The sequence below is a fragment of the Streptomyces sp. G5(2025) genome, from assembly GCF_049542075.1.
Classification (GTDB): domain Bacteria; phylum Actinomycetota; class Actinomycetes; order Streptomycetales; family Streptomycetaceae; genus Streptomyces.
The window spans coordinates 85365-102386 of sequence record NZ_JBMUZT010000002.1; the positions used below are offsets into that span (position 1 = coordinate 85365).

Sequence of the window (17022 nt, forward strand, 5' to 3'; positions counted from 1 at the left end):
AACGCCTTGACCAGCACGGACAGTTGCCACTGTCCGGGACAGCCGGCTCTCGTTGCTTCTGCCTGTCGATGGTCAGCAGACTGTGTGACGTCTGGCTGGCCGAACGGCCGCCACAGCAGAGTCCGTTGCGTCGATGAACCGCTTTCAACACAGCGGGCTGATGCGGTGTCACGACAAGCCGTGAAGCGGAGAACACGCCGCTGGCGTGTTGTCGGCCATGGCGACCCTCACCCCAACGAACCGAAGGAGCATCTATGCGTTTTCGTGCGGCTGCGGCAGGACTGGGAATTGGAGCGGCACTGGCGCTGGGCGGTGTGTCGGCGCCCGCGCAGGCCGCCTCTCACGACGGAGCCTCTCTGGCGGCCTCGTGCACCAAGGGCAAGAACCTCACCAACGGGTGGGGCAAGTGCACCACCCCCGGGAGCTACAAGTGGCGTGTCCTCGTCGACTGCACCCTGGGGGGATCCGGGCAGAGCAGCATCGTGACCGGCCCGACCCGGACCAACGCGTACTGCAGCTGGGGCAATGTGGAGAGCGTGTCCATCGAGTTCGTCTGATCACCCCTGGTGGCACTGACGCCGGTGCTGAACCGTGTCCCACTGAAACGGTGATCGGTGCCGGGCCGTTCCTTGCCGATGGCTCCGCAGGGGCGTGCCGACTCCGGTCCGCATGCCCGGAGGGACACCGGATGCCTTGCTCCGGATAACCCCGTTGCCGCAGCCCCCGCACCGGACCACCGGGCGGGGGCTGCTTGATCCCTACGCAACCCGCGTCGATGTTGCGGGCCGTGGTGATTGCACGCCGGTGGTCTCGCGTCCAATCCGAGGAGGCCGGTCCACACCGCCCACCGTTGGCGAGTCGGAGGGCGTCGTTCGTCAACGCTCGACGGCTGGACGGTAATGACGGGGCCGAAGATCTCCTCTTGGACGGCCCGATCGTCTTGTCGCAGGCCTGTCACCACGGTGGGCTGGCAGCGGTCCCGCAGGAAACGGTGAAAGGGAGGCGGCCGGGGCGGAGAACAGCGGCCACCCGGCCCCTGCTTCACCAGCGTGGCCACCACTCCCGTACCACCGCGTACACCACGCACCCCGCCACCACGCTTACCAGCAGGGGCGCGCGCCGGGCCGCCGCCGCGGCCACCACGGTGGTGGCCAGGACGGTCGGCGGGGGCGGGGCCGTCGTCCCATCTCCCGTCACGGCGGATACCGCCAGCACCAGCAACACCGCCAGGGGCACGTGCCGCATCCATGGGGCGTCCGAGAGGCGGTGGCCGAGGTCCGTCGCACCCGCGAGCCGCATCAGCAGCGTGCCGACGCCCGTGACGGCGACGGCCAGCAGCACCGCGGTCGTGTTCACGCCGCCTCACCGCCCCCGGCGGCGGTGTCTCGTCCGCCGTTCGCGGGCTGCGCGGTGGCCCGGTGGCCGGCCGTCGCCGTCAGCAGCGCCGTCACCGCGGCCATCGCCGCGAGTTGGGCCAAGGCGCCCGCCGGACGGCAGGCGAGGACCAGCGCGACCGCCGCGGCCGGCACCCAGGCCCGCGCCCACCCGGGCACCGGCCGGAGTGCGTCCACCGCGAGGGCGACGAACAGCGCCGGCAGCGCGAACGCGGTGCCGCTTTCCGGGACGACCGGCCCCAGCGCCGCCCCGGCCGCCGTACCGGCAACCCACGCCGTCCAGCAGGCGGCGTGCACACCGTGGTGGAAGCCGGTGGGCCGGTCGGGCCGGCCGAGGTCCAGCGCGAACGACTCGTCGGTGAGAGTGTGGGCCAGCGCCAGCCGGCCCGCGGGGCGGGCCCGGCGCAGGAGCGGGCCTGCCGCCAGACTCATCGGCACGTGCCGCAGGTTGACGACCAGTATGCTCGCCGCCGCGAGGAGGGGGTGCAGTCCGACGGTCAGCGCCTGCAGCCCGGCCATCTGCGCCGCGCCCGCGTACACCCACGCGGACGTCAGGACCGACAGCCAGAGGGGCAGGCCTGCGCGGGTGGCGATGGCGCCGAAGGCGACGGCGACGGGCAGATAGCCGACCGCGGCCCCCAGCGCGTGCCCCGCACCCTGGAGGAACGGCCCTCTGCCCGGCGCCCGCGCCCGGGCGGCACGGGCCGGACGCAGGGGGAGGATCCGCACGACGCGCACAACGGCCTCCAGGAAGGGGAGGGACGGTCGTGTCCCACCATAGGGAGGCCGCACGCCCGGCCAGGTGGGCTTCGGGGCCCGCCACCCGTTCGGTCCAACGCGCAGAGGACGCGCCCCGGAAGCGTCACGCCGCGACGACGGCCTCCCGGGCCGGGTCGCCCTCGTAGAAGGCGCGGATCCGCGGCGCAGCGGGATCGACCATGGAGACGATGAGGACCCACATGCCGCTGCCGCGCGCCAGGGCCGTGTCGAAGGCGGTGCAGGAGTCGCGCACGGGGTCTTCGGGCCAGGCGATCCGGTGCGTGTGGTAGTTGCCGAAGAGGATCCACCCGTGCGCGTCGGCGTGTTCCTCGGCCTTCAGGACATCGCCGGGGTGGGCCACCCAGCCGCGCTGCTCCTGGGGCGTGGCGGTGGGGCGGGCGTGCTCGCGGTAGATCTCGTCGACGGTGTCGGCGTAGGCCGGGTCGGTGCGGACGCTGTGGGCCAGCGGATAGACGGCGGTCACGCTCAAGGTCCGGGGTTCCGGCCAGGCGCCGGCGAGCAGGCCGAACGCCCGGCGCTGCGGGGGCTCCCCGGGCAGGTGGCGCCCGGTCACCTTGCGGCGGGCGTCTTCGACCAGCCGGTCGCGCGGTCCGGCGGGCAGGACGATGGTCCGCGCCGCGGCGAAGTCCCAGGGGGACCGCGAGGAGGCGCTTCCGTGCGGGATGACGGTCATGAGGCCCGCCTTAACTGAGGCTCGGTCAGTCGTGTCAACGCCAGAGGGTAGGGCCGTCCCGTCCGCCGGAGAAGGGGCACGTCGGCGGCTGCGGTGCGCCTGCCTCGCGGTTTGCGCCAAGGTCGGGGAACGCGGACGGATCGCCGCGTTCCGGGTGGTCTACCCGGGTAGGCCGGGTAGGCGGGGCAGACCGGGTAGGGGCTGCTCGGATCGGCGCAGAGTCTTCTGGAGTGTGCCGTGGCCGCACGACCTGATCACCTGTGCTCGATGCCGAGGAGGCGCAGCGGGTGAGAGGCGCAGGCGTTTCTCTTGCTCGGGTGGTGTGCCGATGCCGTACATGTTCTGGAGGCAGACCACCGGTGCGATGGCCTGGGCCTCGGCCAGGTGATGGGGGCGGATGTCGGACAGGCCTAGGCCACCTACCTGCTCTGCCCGGCCCGCGTTCCTCAACCGACCGGAACCGGGCCTGGACGCCCTCCCAGCTCGAAGAACCGGCGGCCGCACCGACGCCCCGTCCCATGGGTGGTTGATCCGTTCAACCTGAAGAGCGCACCGATCTCGCTGATCATGCAGTGTCTCCCCGGAGCACGGATGAGGTGCTGTTCACTCTGATATCAGGGCCCGGCCCGGGACGTCGGGCTGCTCCCGCCCGGGGAGCGTCGAGCCTCGGCCAGAACGCCGGACTCCTGGGTGTACGGCGGCTCGTCGCCGGCGATCCCGCCATCAGTGGTGATCTCCGGGTTACCAGTCGGTGAGGTCCACGACGCGGGTGCAGTGCGGATCGGAGTCAGCGTTTGTCCAGTACTGCTCCTCATCGAGCAGCGATGGCAGGGATGCAAGCAAGGCAGTAGTGGCATGTGACGGACGCACGTCGACGGCGATGAACCCGGGGGCTTTGGAGGTGTTATCGGCGTCGAGGTAAAGACGCAGTCGGTCCCTGGCCAGAAAGCAGAATCCGCACAGAAGAGGGTTCGGCTTCTCCTCCGTGCACGGCTGAGCGAAACAGCGCAGGGTTACGAGAGCGCGGTCGTCCGTGGTGGGACCCGGTACGTCCAGGGCTGAGGGGTCCGCACGGACGAGGAGCATGCCCATCACCTGGCTGATGTGATCACTCGAGTAGATATGTGTACCAGTGACGAGGGTACGGAGAACCGCCGTAATGTCCTGCGCCGTGGCCGGTTCCTCGCCCCATTGCAGAGGGATCTCGTAGGCGATCAACTCATCCGGCGTGTAAGCGTCCGCGTCACCCACCACAACGCGAATGACCGCAGAGGGCGCAGAGGTGGGGAGGACACCCCGCATGAAGTGTGTGCCGGTGACAGGCGCATGGACATGGTGGAGCAGCAGACGGGTGATGTTCGCCTGCCGCTCCGCGAGTTCGTCGTGCATGGATGTCATTGACCTACCCGGTTGGGACGCTTACTGCGGGGCTGATTCTTGCAGAACGCGATGATGGCGCCGCTGTATGGCGATGTCCGCATGGCTGCTCCGACGTGGAAGGAGAAGTGTGGCGCTCGGCTATGTACGGCTGGGTCAACTCCACTTCAATGGGTGGAGTGTTCAGCGCAGGCTTCTCGGGCAAGTACCGGCTGCTGGACCAGGCCCCGTACTGGGTGGACTTCCCTGGATTCGCACACTCGATTCGCACGCTGCGGCGCGTCCAAGGTGACCGTGGCCTGCACGGTTCCCAAGCCGTAGGTTGCTGAGCGCCGGTGGGGCGCCCACAGCCGTTGTGCACCGCTTCGAGCTGGGCACCGGCCGGGAGGCCGTGTCCACGTTCTCGAAGGACTGGTCACTGGAGTTGGGCGGCCGCGCCGACTGGGGAAACCAGCCCCTTTGGTGGCTGCCCGGACCTGAGACACCACTCCCGAAGGCATGGTGATCGTCAAGCTGGGCTCAGCGCAAGACGCTGGCGAGATAGGCGTTGCGGGTTCTGATGAGGCGGGGCATGTACCAGCTCAGGACTGCGCGGTCGGCGACACGTCCGAGAAGTCCGAACGGCGAGGCGAATTCGATGACGTCCCTCATGACGGTGCCGCCGGTGCCGTCCGGCTCGAAGTGGTGGCTGTGATGCCATCGCTTGAAAGGACCGGCATCCTGCTCGTCCACGAAGCACCGGGGCGGGTCATACGACGTAATGCGGGCGGTGAGGCGCCAGGTCAGGCCGAAGTGGCGGGCTTGGAAGGTCACCGTGTCGCCGAGTGAGAGGCCGCCTCGGGTCCTGCCGCCGACCGCCCGCTCCGATGAATCGGCCATGGACTGCGTGTGCGCCTCCACGTCAAGGCATGCCTCGAACACCCGGTCCTGCGGCGCGGTGACGGCTGTCACGATTTCGAAGTGCGGCACCGGGCCATCCTAGACTTCGGCGCGAGTGGTGCAGTCGTCGCGGTCGTCATCCACCCAGCGCCTGAAGCTCGCGCGGGGTGTAGCCGGTGCGCGCTTCGGTGGCGAGCGGCAGCAGTGGTGATAGCGCTCCCCCGTAAGGGAGTTGGGCGTGCAATGGTCGGGCCGTCACCGTCCTGGGTGGGTCAGTCGTACTGGGGAAACGAATCCGCGAGCCCGCGGGCGGGAGGGTTCTCCACGGGCTCTACCGGTGTGCGGATGTCGGCCGTATCGTGCTGCCCCTGTTGAGCGCAGGCGGCGCAATGCGTGCAGCCGAGCCGGCCTTCACATGTGTCGGAGGGTGTATTCCGCGCTGGCATACTCGCCGCCCTGCGGATCGCTCTCGGCCGGATCTTGGCCCGCCGGAAGACACGAAGCGAAGGCTTCGGCATCGTCCACGGGTACGTATCCCACATTCGCCCCGGCATCGGTATCCCAGAAACGGCGGGTGTTGGCGGAGACCGCATAGACAGTCTCGAAGCGCACGTCCGGAGCGGTGAGAGCCGCCCGGACGAAACCGAAGCCGTCGCGAGCGCTCAACCACGTGGACAGATGCCGTCGCTCGCTCGGCGCGTCCTCAAAGCTCCCGATCCGCAGGCACACCACCGACAGGCCGAACTTGTCCGCATACAGGCGCCCGAGCGCTTCCACTGCGACCTTGCTGACCCCATAAAGGCCGTCCGGACGCGCGGGCATCTCGGGTGTCACGGTCTCCGCGACCGGATAGAAGCCGCTCACACGATTGCTGCTGGCCAGCACGACCCGCCGCACTCCCTGCCGACGCGCGCCCTCCAGCACGTTGTGCGTCCCTCGGACATTCCCGTCCAGGAGATCCGGCAATGGCGCCTCATCAGGGATCCCGCCCAGATGCACCACCGCGTCCACGCCCTTCAGGGCCGCTGTCACCGCTTCGGCATCACGCAGATCCAGCTGGTGAACGTCCTCCGTCGGCGTCTGCGCTGTGAGCTCAGCACGATCGATGAGTACCAACCGCGCTACCTCATCACGCAAGCCCGCCCGCACCACCGATCCGATTCGCCCAGCCGCACCCGTGATCGCCACAGTCTCAAGTCTCGTTCCCATGACGACCACTCTGCCGCACCCCACCGACATCCTGACCTCCGCGAGCCTTCAACAGGCAACTCGGAGCAAGGGCAGGTTGTGGTCTGCCTCACTGCGGCCCTTCGGCAATCGCGACACCGCCCCTCACCACCAAAGCGAAACCGGCCGCGGCAGTCGCCCCGCTCAACGGCCACACGGAGCTATCCGCGTACGGCCTCTGCGGACACAAGACATGGCAGGTGATCAAGGAGATGGGCTGTGAGTGAACGCGGCATCGGGCTCTCGCGCGGGCAGGTCTACCGGCTGGTCACGCAACCACCACAGCGGATGAGCCGGCCCGCAGGCTCGGCGACGGGCTCGGCGGCGGCTCAGTAGGGCGACGTCGCGTTCTGCTGCGCCCAGTTCTTCTCGGCGTCCGAGCCCTCCGGGGGCGGCACGATTCCGTTGATCATCCAGAGGTCCCTGCTGGTTTCGTCGACGTGGAACTCCCAGTGCAGCCCTGTGTGCCGTTCGATGTGGGGCTGCAGCATCCCCCTGATCCACTGGGCGGTCCGGCGGCGGGTCTCCTGGTCGGGGTTGCGCCGGGCGATGTGGTCGATGGCGATGCGGATCCCGGCGGGGGCGGGTTCCCCGCCGACGTAGAAGTCTTCGGGCCGGGTTTCCTGGAACAGGGTGACCACATAGAACCGGGGCAGCCCGACCTTTTCGTAGTGGTCGGTGATGTGGGAAGCGAGCTGGTTCTTGTCGTCGCCGGTGAAGATCCCGGGCGTGTGGTGGATGGTCCACAGTGGCATGGCGGTTCGGTACTCCTCGGGTGATGTGGGTGTTCCTGGGTGATGGGGTCGGCGGTCAGCCCGCGGCTGAGAACGTCAGCTGCTCCACCGGGCCGGAAAGCGCCGCTTTCACCGTGGCGGTGACCTCGTCGGCGAGCACTTCCGCGACTCCGGCCTCAAGGCCGTCGACGATGCGCGCGGCGATCTGCGCGGGCGCGGCCTTCGGCCGGTCGATGGCGGAGACCATGTCGGTGTCGATGAATCCCGCGTGCACACCGACGACCTCGGTGTTCTGAGGTGCCAGTTCGAGTCGGAACGAGTTCGTGACCGACCACGCCGCGGCTTTCGATGCCCCATAGGCGCCGCTGCCCGCCAGCCAGGACAGCATGGAGTGCATGTTCACGAACGCGCCGCCGCCGCTGGAGGCCAGGATCGGCGCGAACTCCCGCACCATCCGCAGCGGCCCGAAGACGTTGACGTCGAACGTCTCGACGGCGTCCTCCAAGTCGCCGGTCAGCAGCGGGGCCGGCCGCAGGGCACCGGCGTTGTTGAACACGATCTCGGCGTCGTCGGCGACCTTCGCGAGGGCGGCGACCGACTCCGCCGAGCAGACCTCCAGCTCGGCGGTGACCACCTCCGGACGGTCATCGACGTGCGCCGAGCGCGCGGTGGAGTACACCTTCCGGGCGCCGCGCGCCAGCAGTTCGTCGACGAGCGCCGCGCCGAGTCCGCGTCGGCCACCCGTCACCACGGCCACCCTGCCCGCTACCGCAACCATTGCGCTCTCCCCACCTAAGTAACGTTGTCGTTAGCTAGACAGAATCATGATCCTGTTGGGTAACGCAAGCGTTAGTTACAATGTCCGGGTGGCGATGAAGTTCGAGGAGCGGTTGTGTGACCGGGACGCCTGGTCGATCGGCGACGGGTGTTCGGCGGAGCGCGTGCTGGACCTGCTGAGCACCAAGACGGTGTTCCTGGTCGTCCGCGAATCCTTTTACGGCGTCACGAGGTTCGAGGACTTCGTGACCCGTATCGGAACCTCCGCGCCCGCGGTGTCACGAGCCCTCAAACAGCTGGAAGCCGCGGGGATCGTCGTGCGGACCCCCTACCGGGAACCTGGCAGAAGGGCCCGCGATGAGTACCGGCTGACCGCGGCAGGCGAGGACTTGCTGCCCGTGTTCATGTCCCTGATGCAGTGGGGCGACAAACACTTGCAGGACGGCTGCCCGCCCTTGTTGTTCGTGGAGACCGACACCGGCCGCCCCGTCAGGGTCCGCGTCAGCGCCGACCCGACGCCGGAGACGACGTCCGACCACATCGAGATCCGCCTGAACCGGGCGTGGCGGCGCGACCAGGGGGCCTCCCCAATGAACCGGTGCCGGTCGACCGTCACGACGGAGGGCAGGTACGGGCGGCGCCCTCGGCGGAGGTGGCCTGGAGGCGGCGCCGCGGTGTGAGCGGTCAGCAGTCGGGCACCCACTCGTGGGTGCGGGCGCGCAGACCTTCGTCGCCTGGGAAGGTAGCGACCTAGCCGTTGTAGCCGTTGTTGAAGAACGGCTTCGGGGCGGTGCCCTTCGCCCAGTCGCAGGTGACCACGCCGCCGAACCAGTCGTCCTCGTAGTCGAAACAGCCGCACATCTCGCGCCGCTCGCGTAGCGCAGCACCGCGCTCCGGCGCGCGGCCGGGGCCGCCCCGAGGAACGGTGGGCCGCCGGTGAGGACGAGGAGGGCGAGGAGGGCGAACGTCCAGATGTCGGCGGTGCGCAGTGATCGACGGGGAGTTCCCGCTCTGCGCTTCGCCGTTGAGAGCGGGCCGGTGCCGGGTGAGACGCGCTGGAGGCAGGCCTTGCGCATACCGGCGGTTCGGGTCGTTGCGCCGTACGACCTTCGTTTTCCGGTCGATGTCACTGCCGTAGCCATGGGTCCGCGCCCAGCCGACGTCGTCGAGGACGAACCCGGGGTCGTACTCTTCCCCGCAGCCCGTCAGCCTGCCCGGCGTGCTCGTCATGACCGCGCCCAGGGCGGTCAGGGCTCGTCGTCCCACGCCTCGTCTCCCCCGTGAGAACGCCCTTCCGCCGTGGTGGGCTTCGCGCATCGCTGGGGGACACATGCCGACGAGGGGTACCTATCGCGTTCATCGCGTTCCAGAGTGAGGGGCGGCGCGGCCGTCAACGCGGGGTGAGGTGTCCAGCCGGGGACCAACTCGACGTGGGTGTGCGGCGAGTGCGGGTGCGTTCCTGCTCACCGGAACGGACATCGCGCGCGTCGAAGCGGTCCAGTACGTCGTCCCAGGCGACCGGCAGAGCGCGGACGGCCGCGAGTGGGGAACTACTCTGCGCGCCCTTCCCCTCCCCCTCCCCCGGCACCCGCCGCACCGCAACGGCAAGCACGGCTCTCCGTTCGCTGGACGCAGGCTGAGTGTGCCCTCCGCTCTGCCCTGGCGTACCTGGCCCGGGCGCCCCGGCCACGTCTACGCTCGGCCGCAGCGACCGGAAGGACGGGATGAGCGTGCGCGAGACACACAGGGCCGGGGGCCGGCAGGCCACGGCGCCCACCGTTGCGGGGCAGGGCGCGGCGCGCCTCACGGGGGTGGCCGCCCTGCAGCAGCGCGCCGGAAACGCGGCGGTGACGCGCTGGCTCCAGCGCCAACCGGACCCCTTGACCCAGCAATACGCCACCCGAGCCACCGAGCATCCCGAGTGGGGGCCCTACCAGGAGCTGACGCGAGCCGCCGGCATCCCGCAGTCCCAGGCCGATGACGCCTGGCAACTGCTGCTCGGCGGGGTCGACTCACAGGGCGCCCTGAACGACAAGGCCATGGCGAGCACGAACGTCCGCCAGGAGCAGCGCGACCTCCGGGCGTCCAACACCTGGTATCAGGAATTCGTCAAACTCATGAGCGAGCACCTGGAGATCAGGACACCCACCATGGCCCTGTGGTCGGGCGGCCTGGAGACCAGCGACTACGCGTACGGCAAAGGCCACACACCACTGGAGCGGACCCGGATCGGCGGCGTCCTCAACGTCCTGCGGCTGCACCCGGACTGGTCGCTGAAGACGCCCATGTGGAACGTCCTGTCCAAGGCCTTCGTGGCCCGCGCGACCGGCCCCGTGCACATCTTCATGCGGGCCTACGCTCCGGAAAGCGTCCTCATCTCGCAGGAGATTCCGCAGCTACGAGTGGTCCAGCAGCTCAACCCGGGCGTGAAGCTGGTCTGGCACCCGGTGTACACCACGCCCGACGGGCAGCTGCGGGAGATCACGAAGGATTACCACCTGGTCGAGGACGCGGAGTACGACGAGCGAGACGCATGTGTGAGCGTCCTCATCCAGTACCTCCGGTTGTTCCACGACGAAAGCAATACGAAGGCCACCCGCGCTCGTGAGAACGCGGAGCAGCTCATCATCGCGAACGGCCACAAGGAGGGTTTCTGAGGCAGCGGCTCCAGGCGGGCGTCAGGCCGGGTGGCCCGCTTCGATGTCGCCCGCGTCGTGCAGCGTGAGTACGACTCGGCCACCGGGACCGGCCGCGGTCGCTTCGGTGTGGGCGGTGATCGGGTCGAGGACGAAGGCGACGTGATCGCCGCCGTCGTACCGGTCGTGGATGCGCCCGGTGAACCACGCGAGGGCATCGGTCAGGACGAGGGCTCCCTCCGGACCTTCGTGCCACGCCAAGCCGTCGAACTTGTCGGTCTCGGCACTGCAGTCGGAGCCGAAGCGTGCGGCGATGTCGTGCCGGTTTCGCGGCAACAGGTGGACCGTCAGGGTGTTTGCCGCCTGGGCGAGGCGGTAGGTGTGGTTGGCCTTGGAGAGCCACACGGCGAAGCGCACGGGGTTCAGCGAGCACTGGCTCGCGAAGCCGACCAGGCAGCCGGCTCGCCGTCCGTCGGCCGCGGCCGTGACCACGTACACGGCGGGATCCGCGCGCGCGGTGAAGGCGGTGATGCCCTCGTCGTCCATGTCCACCTGCCCAGCGTTGTTTCTGTGTGCCCGCTGTCGGGCTGTCGGCCACCTACGATCGCAGCGTCCGTCCGGCATGCCCCGCCTGACACTCGCGACACTCGCCTCCGGGAAGCGGTGGTGGAACACGGTTGCCCCGGACGGACGTAGTGATGCGTACCGAGCCGCCGAGAGCCTGCTGCGGCGGTTCGGGGCGGGGACCGCCATCCCGTGAGCGACGACGGCCGGGCTTCGGACCTGGCCTGGATCGCGGCCCACATCGGCCCGGTCCGGGTGGCGCGGCTGATCCTGCTCAGGTGCTGGACCGGCACCCGCACCACCTGCGGCCAACCCTGCCGACCAGCAGACGAAGAACCTGACGAAGCACTACTGGTTACCGTCCGCGCCTGTGCCGGCTTTCGCCGGGGCAAGCCGGTCCGGCCTGCCGGCGGCGGACCACAGCGGGCGGGCCACCTCGTCCGCCGAATCCGGCCGCTCCCGCGCATCCTTCGCCGGCAGCCGTAGCGCAGCGCGTCGAGCACCGGTAGCACCTTCGGGCGGATCTCGCGCACGCTCCGCGGAGCCTCCTCCACACGCCGCCTCATCATCACCAGTGGCGCACCGTCGGCGCCGAACGGTGGGGCGCCGGTGAGCAGGGCGTACAGCGCGCATCCCAGCGCGTACAGAGGCGGGAGTGGTGGCGGACGCCGCCGACCGCAGTGGGCGGCGACCGGCTCCCCCGTGCCGCTGTTCCGGGGCTGTGTACGGGGGCGTGGCGATCATCCAGCCACTACCGGTGATGACGGTCGACGCGTCCACGGTGCTCCCGACGCCGAAGTCGCGGCCCGGCCCATCACGGGGCCGACCGCCGTCCTCGGCGTCCGGGAGCGATGGCCAGGGCTGCGGACCAGCGCGTACGGGCCCTTCCAGCCCGGGTTGGCTCCTGGTCGTCATGCCGAGGAACCGTGGTGACGTGGCACTTCGCCTTCGGATGCCGCCCATGGCGCGGCCGGGCGGTGGAGTCCCCGATCCCGAGGCGGTCGCCCGGCAAGAGATCGCCCGCCGTTACCGTTACGCACCTGTCTCAATGCGTCCTGCAACGAACCCCGGGTATGCGGTGTCTAACAGGTGAGAGCCGACCCGTGGACGAATGACGAAGAGGGGCAGGCAGCAGTGGGGGATATCCGCAGACGAGGGGCCGTGGCCCTGGGGATCACCGTGCTGGTGGCCCCACTCACGGTGGCGTTCGGCACCGGCAGCGCGCAAGCCGCCTCGTGCTCGACACAGACCGGGCCGTATCAGAAGCAGGTCGAGAAGTTCCTCGGCCGTCCCGTGGACGGCAGGCAGTCGGCGGCCGACTGCAAGGCCATCAAGGCCTTCCAGACCAAGCACAAGATCACCCCGAATGCCGGGTACGCGGGCAGCGTCACCTGGGGCGTCATGACCCTCATGAACCAGCAGAAGGCGGTGGGCGACAACCCCAACAAGGCGGGCAAGTGCCCGACCGACAAGGGGCGCATCGCCTGTGTCGACCTGACGCTCCAGCTCAGCTGGATCCAGGACGGCAAGAACCTCAAGTACGGACCGGTCCCGGTGCGCACCGGCCGCAACGGCCACGAGACCCGCACGGGCCTCAAGAAGGTCTACTGGCGGGACATCGACCACGTATCGAGCCTGTACGACGTACCGATGCCGTACAGCCAATTCTTCGACGGCGGCCAGGCCTTCCACTCGGTCGGCATCAGCGTCTGGTCCCCGCCGGGCTCCCATGGCTGCGTCAACATGACGAAGAAGGACGCCGTGAAGTATTGGAACACGCTGCGCAAGGGCGACGACGTCTTCGTCTACGGCCGCAAACCGGGCACCTGATCCACGGCAGTCGGACCGCCGCCGTCGAGCCGTAGCGGGCGCGCCGTGGCGGATGTGCCGTAGCGGATAGCGCGGCATCGAAGCCTGCGAAGGCGGCGGTCCCCTACCGCCTACAGCACGGGAGCAGCCGACGCGTCGGCGGTTGGCGACGCGCCCGTGACCGGTGAGGGGCTCGCCGAGCCGGGTGGGCAGTTCCGCGGGACGGCCGGGCAGTCCCGCGGGGTCGACGGGTCGGGGGTCGGCGTGGGTGAGGGAGTCGGTGGCTGGGAGTCGGACGGGGAGGGCTTCGGTGATGGGGAGGGGCCCGGCTCCGTCGGGGACGGGGAGGGCCGGGGTGACGGCGAGGACGGCGCCGGGTGCGAGGGAGACGGGGACGGGGTGGGCCTGGGGTCGGGACCGATGATGATGTCGTCGTCGCCGTCATCGCCCGTGCCGCCGGTGCCCCTGCTGCCGCTCTTGTCGGCCGGCCTCGTCGCCGCAGTGTCGCCGCCGGCTCCGGGAGACCGCGGAATGACGCCCTTGCCGTCGGGCAAGGCGCGCACGCCCCCGCGGTAGAAGTCCAGCCAGGAGCGGACCAATTCGAGGTAAGCGCGGGAGTGGTTGTAGCTGAGGACGGCCCGGTCGAGATCGGCGGCCTGGCTCAGGTCGCGGTCTCCGGCGCACAGGTAGTGCCCGGCGGCCAGGGCCGCGTCGAAGATGTTGTCGGGGTCGCGGCGGCCGTCCCCGTTGCCGTCCGCGGCCCACCGCGCCCACGTCGACGGCAGGAACTGCATCGGCCCCACCGCCCGGTCGTACACCGTGTCGCCGTCATGGACGCCGCCGTCGCTGTCCAGGATCAGCGCGAAGTTCCGGCCGTCGAGCGCAGGACCCGTGATCCGGCCGAGCGTGGTCCCGTGCCGGTCGACCGCGCCGCCGCGCGCCTGCCCGGACTCCACTTTGCCGATGGCGGCGAGCAGTTCCCAGGGCAGCGCGCAGCCGGGGTCCGTCCGGCCGACGGAGCGCTCCGCGGAGCGGTAGGCGCGCAGCACCGTTCTCGGGATGCCGGACGCGGACGCGGCACGCTCCCGGGCGATCCGCTCGGTGCGTGGCGGGGCGTCCGGGGTGACGAGCGGCGGGAGTTCGGTGTGGTACGAACCGTCGTCGGGCGGGGCTGGTTCGGCGTACGGGAGGGCCGCGGCCGGAGCTCTTCGGTCGTCGGCGGCCGGACGGGCGCTCGCCTTCTGCGGGAGTCCGGGGGCCTGGGAGGCGGTGAGCGCCGCCACCGCGGTCACGGCGATGGCGGTGGCCCGCAGACCCCGCCGGGTCCGGACGGGCAGGCGTCGGGCACGGTGTTCGGGCATGACCTGTCAACTCCCTGGTGGCCTGGTGGTGAGGTGCGTGCGCGGTTCAGCGGCTGAAGGTGTCGATGCCCGAGACGAGCCAACGGCCGTCGCGCCGCTGGACGTCGACGGCGAACATCGCCCCGGCGTAGGTGCCGTCGTCCTCGGCCTTCTTGCCGCCTGCCGTGCTGACGCTGCTCTGATCGGCGTAGACCAGGACGCGGGCCCGGTCCCCGTCGATGCGCTCGACCGCGCTGTCGGTGACCGTGGTGGTGATCACCGCCTTCTGCTTGTCCGCCCGCGTACGGAGGTCGCCGAGCAGGTCCCGGTGCTGGGCGACGGCGCGTCCCGTCAGCCATTGCCGCGCGGCTCTGTCGAGGGCGCGGGGGTCGGCGTGGTCGTACGAGAAGAGTCCGGCGACGGCCTTGGTCGACTGGCCCTTGATCTCGCTGGTGCGGGCGGTGTCGGAGAGGGCGGTGTTGCGTGCGGCCGGGGTGTCGCGGAGAGCCTCCGTGCGGGCGTGCGCCCAGCCGGCGAAGCCGCCGAGGACGAGGGTCAGCAGGCAGAGCGCCACGAGTGTGCGGCGGCGGGGTGCGGGTGGGAGCTGATCCCGCGGTTCGCCGCGCCGTTTGGCGAGGTTGGCGGTGACCGCGGTACGCAGGGTCCCCCGTGCCTGGGGGGCGCTGGTGGACGGTGGGATACGCGGGGTCTCACGGGACCCGGAGGTGTCGGTCGTCACCGGGGCGTGGAGGGCTTCGCGGGCCTGGCGGCGGCGTTGGTTGTTCAGGTGGTGGCGGGTCGTCGGCATCGCGTGTCGTCCTCTCCTGCGGCCGGTCAGCCGGCCGGTGTGCCGCCCACCGGGGCCTGGCCCAGGGCGCTGAGTTTCCAGTGGCCGTCGGTGCGGGTCAGTTCGCCGAGCATGCGGGTGTCCTTGTCGGTGCGCTTGTCGGCGCGCTTGCCGGCACTCCTGTCGGTGCGCTTGTCCCCGGGGGCCCTCACCGTCACCCGCAGGGCGACCAGCACCCGGGCCCGGCCGGCCCGGTCGTCGAGTTCGGTGAGCGCGCCGGAGAGCACCTTGGCCGTGGTCACGGTCTTCGCGGCCTTCACCTGGGTGGCGAACTCGCTCCGCCCGGAGGCAAGTTGCTCGTGCAGCTCACCGGTGGTGGAGGACTCCCACAGGTCCAGGCCGCGGTCGAGGCTGCGGTGGTCGAGGGTATTGAGGTTCTGGACCGCCTGCTCACCGGCGGCGAGGGCCGCGTCGCGCTGCTCGGCGTAACCCGCGCTGCCCTCGTGGGCCGCGTCGTACCAGCCCCAGCCCTCCCACGCGGCGAAACCGCCCGCGACCAGGGTGAGTACGAGGGCGATCGCCGTGACCGGCAGTGCCCCGAGCGGCCCGGGCCGGGCCGGGCCGCGTATCCCGCGTTCCATCTGTGTTCCCCTTTCCCCGCGCCCGTTCAGCGGGTCCTGATGTCGACGATGCGCCACTGGTCGTTCTCCCGTCGCGCGGTCACCGCGAGCTGGGCCGCCGCGGCGGTGGTTCCGGCCTTTCCGCGGTGCGAGATCTGGTCGAGGAAGACCAGCAACCGTGCGGCGTCGCCGTCGAGTTCGATCACTCCGGTACGTACGGCCTGCGTGCTGAGCGTGACGCGCTGCGCGGCGAGGTCCGCACGGACCCTGCCCATCAGTTCCGTGTACTGGCGTTCCGCCCGCCCCGCGAGGACGGACCGCGCCGCACGCTCGGTGGTCTCCAGACCGTCCGGCGCGTACGAGAACACGCGGGCGAGGGCGTTGCCGATGTCACCGGCGACGCGCGTGGTCGCCTCGGCGTCGGTCAGCGCGTGATTCCCGGCGGACGGGGTGGACCTCAGCTGATGGGCGCCGTAGAAGAACCCGGACCCGGCGAGGACGAGCAGCGCGGCGCATATGGCGGGGACGAGGCGCCGGACGCTCCGGCGGGGCCTTGCCGGTTCTTCGTCCGGGGCCCGTTGACCGGATCCGGCGTGCGCGTCGGTGGCGGACTGGTTCTCGGTACGGGGGTCGGGACGGGCGTTCTCGGTACTGAGGCGGGACTCGGCACCGGGCTTGGTACTGGTACTGGTGCGGGGCTCAGCCCCGGTGCCGGACTGCGCGTCCGTACTCGGTCCGCCGTCGGTGACCGGGTGCGCGTCGGCTCCGGACTCGGTGCCGGACCGGTTCGCGACGACGGACCCCAGGTCGGTACCGGAACCGCGACCGGCACCGCCGCCCGGGCCACCCCCACCCCATCCGGCGGGCCGCCCGGCCTTCGTCGCGTCGTCCGGGGCGGGCGAGGTCCGGGATCGTCCGAGACGCGGCAGCCGTGTCATCGGCTTTCGTCCTCCTTCGCCGTCCGTGCGAGCGGTACCGCACTCAGTGCCTTGACCTTCCACTCGCCCTCGCCCGTGCGGGCAAGGACCGCCTCCAGTCGCTTGCGGTCCGTGGTCGGCGGCTTCGTTCCGGTGGGCGTGACCTCGACGCGGACGGTGGCGACGAGTTTGGCCGTGCCCGCGCGTGGGTCGAGGGCGGTGAGCGCGGCCTCGGTGACCGTGCCCCGTGCCGAAGCCCCCTTCCTGGGGGCGGTGTCACCCAGTTCCGCCCGGAGCGGACCGGTCGAGGCGGCACGCCAGTCCTGGATGCCCGCCCGCGCCCGCTGCCGGGACGAGGCGTCGAGGGTGTTCAGGACGGCGAGCCGCTCACGGCCGTCGCTCAGCGCCTCGTCGCGTTCACGGCCGTACGCGAGCGAGTCGTCGCCCCGCGCCTGCGCGTACGTCCACACCCCGGTGCCGCAGAACGCCAGCGCCAGTGCCAGCCCCG

General features: G+C 70.5%; 19 protein-coding genes and 1 pseudogene. 4 read left to right on the forward strand and 16 right to left on the reverse strand.

The annotated features are described in order from the left end of the window. Positions 1 to 254: 254 nt before the first annotated feature. Positions 255 to 557: a hypothetical protein gene (locus ACOBQB_RS00755; RefSeq protein WP_423590509.1), complete on the forward strand. Its 303-nt coding sequence runs from the start codon at positions 255 to 257 to the stop codon at positions 555 to 557. Positions 558 to 922: 365 nt separating this feature from the next. On the opposite strand, the pseudogene ACOBQB_RS00760 reads toward ACOBQB_RS00755, so the two are convergent. The 9 genes and pseudogenes from ACOBQB_RS00760 to ACOBQB_RS00800 all read right to left on the reverse strand — a co-directional run. Beyond that, positions 923 to 1087: pseudogene (locus ACOBQB_RS00760) on the reverse strand (hypothetical protein); the annotation flags it as partial. Next, positions 1042 to 1356 (reverse strand): AzlD domain-containing protein, encoded by a 315-nt coding sequence (locus ACOBQB_RS00765; protein WP_423587948.1) that lies wholly within the window; start codon positions 1354 to 1356, stop codon positions 1042 to 1044. The pseudogene ACOBQB_RS00760 and the gene ACOBQB_RS00765, both read right to left, overlap by 46 nt. Next, the gene (locus tag ACOBQB_RS00770; protein ID WP_423587949.1) at positions 1353 to 2123 is read right to left on the reverse strand and encodes an AzlC family ABC transporter permease; all 771 of its coding nucleotides are present in this window, start codon (positions 2121 to 2123) and stop codon (positions 1353 to 1355) included. The genes ACOBQB_RS00765 and ACOBQB_RS00770 overlap by 4 nt, the downstream gene beginning before the upstream one ends. A 133-nt stretch (positions 2124 to 2256) precedes the next feature. Continuing rightward, positions 2257 to 2847, reverse strand: a complete 591-nt coding sequence (locus ACOBQB_RS00775) for a hypothetical protein (protein ID WP_423587950.1) — start codon at positions 2845 to 2847, stop codon at positions 2257 to 2259. 741 nt (positions 2848 to 3588) lie between these two features. Further along, entirely contained in the window at positions 3589 to 4236 is a 648-nt protein-coding gene (locus ACOBQB_RS00780; protein WP_423587951.1) for a hypothetical protein, read from the reverse strand. Between the two features lie 507 nt (positions 4237 to 4743). Beyond that, positions 4744 to 5193, reverse strand: coding sequence for an SRPBCC family protein (locus ACOBQB_RS00785; RefSeq protein ID WP_423587952.1), 450 nt, complete (start codon positions 5191 to 5193; stop codon positions 4744 to 4746). 321 nt (positions 5194 to 5514) lie between these two features. Continuing rightward, positions 5515 to 6291, reverse strand: a complete 777-nt coding sequence (locus tag ACOBQB_RS00790) for an NAD-dependent epimerase/dehydratase family protein (protein ID WP_423587953.1) — start codon at positions 6289 to 6291, stop codon at positions 5515 to 5517. 368 nt (positions 6292 to 6659) lie between these two features. Further along, positions 6660 to 7085, reverse strand: a complete 426-nt coding sequence (locus ACOBQB_RS00795; RefSeq protein WP_423587954.1) for a tautomerase family protein — start codon at positions 7083 to 7085, stop codon at positions 6660 to 6662. Positions 7086 to 7140: 55 nt separating this feature from the next. Further along, positions 7141 to 7842: an SDR family oxidoreductase gene (locus ACOBQB_RS00800; RefSeq protein WP_423587955.1), complete on the reverse strand. Its 702-nt coding sequence runs from the start codon at positions 7840 to 7842 to the stop codon at positions 7141 to 7143. A 46-nt stretch (positions 7843 to 7888) separates the two neighbouring features. On the opposite strand from ACOBQB_RS00800, the gene ACOBQB_RS00805 reads away from it, so the two are divergent. Next, positions 7889 to 8521: a winged helix-turn-helix transcriptional regulator gene (locus ACOBQB_RS00805; protein WP_423587956.1), complete on the forward strand. Its 633-nt coding sequence runs from the start codon at positions 7889 to 7891 to the stop codon at positions 8519 to 8521. Between the two features lie 70 nt (positions 8522 to 8591). Here the strand turns inward: ACOBQB_RS00805 and ACOBQB_RS00810 are convergent, their stop codons facing one another. Further along, positions 8592 to 9107, reverse strand: a complete 516-nt coding sequence (locus tag ACOBQB_RS00810) for a hypothetical protein (RefSeq protein ID WP_423587957.1) — start codon at positions 9105 to 9107, stop codon at positions 8592 to 8594. 464 nt (positions 9108 to 9571) lie between these two features. Here ACOBQB_RS00810 and ACOBQB_RS00815 point away from each other — a divergent pair, with 464 nt between their 5' ends. Beyond that, positions 9572 to 10498, forward strand: coding sequence for a hypothetical protein (locus ACOBQB_RS00815; protein WP_423587958.1), 927 nt, complete (start codon positions 9572 to 9574; stop codon positions 10496 to 10498). Between the two features lie 21 nt (positions 10499 to 10519). Here ACOBQB_RS00815 and ACOBQB_RS00820 read toward each other — a convergent pair whose 3' ends face one another. Further along, entirely contained in the window at positions 10520 to 11023 is a 504-nt protein-coding gene (locus tag ACOBQB_RS00820) for a flavin reductase family protein (RefSeq protein ID WP_423590305.1), read from the reverse strand. A 1152-nt stretch (positions 11024 to 12175) separates the two neighbouring features. On the opposite strand from ACOBQB_RS00820, the gene ACOBQB_RS00825 reads away from it, so the two are divergent. After that, the gene (locus tag ACOBQB_RS00825; protein WP_423587959.1) at positions 12176 to 12871 is read left to right on the forward strand and encodes a L,D-transpeptidase family protein; all 696 of its coding nucleotides are present in this window, start codon (positions 12176 to 12178) and stop codon (positions 12869 to 12871) included. Positions 12872 to 12981: 110 nt separating this feature from the next. On the opposite strand, the gene ACOBQB_RS00830 is transcribed toward ACOBQB_RS00825, so the two are convergent. From ACOBQB_RS00830 to ACOBQB_RS00850, 5 genes are all read right to left on the reverse strand, one after another. After that, the gene (locus tag ACOBQB_RS00830) at positions 12982 to 14211 is read right to left on the reverse strand and encodes a lytic transglycosylase domain-containing protein (RefSeq protein ID WP_423587960.1); all 1230 of its coding nucleotides are present in this window, start codon (positions 14209 to 14211) and stop codon (positions 12982 to 12984) included. Positions 14212 to 14257: 46 nt separating this feature from the next. Continuing rightward, positions 14258 to 14998, reverse strand: coding sequence for a hypothetical protein (locus tag ACOBQB_RS00835; protein ID WP_423587961.1), 741 nt, complete (start codon positions 14996 to 14998; stop codon positions 14258 to 14260). Positions 14999 to 15024: 26 nt separating this feature from the next. Beyond that, complete coding sequence (locus ACOBQB_RS00840; protein ID WP_423587962.1) at positions 15025 to 15618, reverse strand: hypothetical protein; 594 nt, start codon at positions 15616 to 15618, stop codon at positions 15025 to 15027. 26 nt (positions 15619 to 15644) lie between these two features. Next, on the reverse strand, positions 15645 to 16403 hold the full coding sequence (locus tag ACOBQB_RS00845) for a hypothetical protein (protein ID WP_423590307.1): 759 nt from the start codon (positions 16401 to 16403) through the stop codon (positions 15645 to 15647). 128 nt (positions 16404 to 16531) lie between these two features. Next, the gene (locus tag ACOBQB_RS00850) at positions 16532 to 16984 is read right to left on the reverse strand and encodes a hypothetical protein (protein ID WP_423587963.1); all 453 of its coding nucleotides are present in this window, start codon (positions 16982 to 16984) and stop codon (positions 16532 to 16534) included. Between the last annotated feature and the right edge of the window lie 38 nt (positions 16985 to 17022).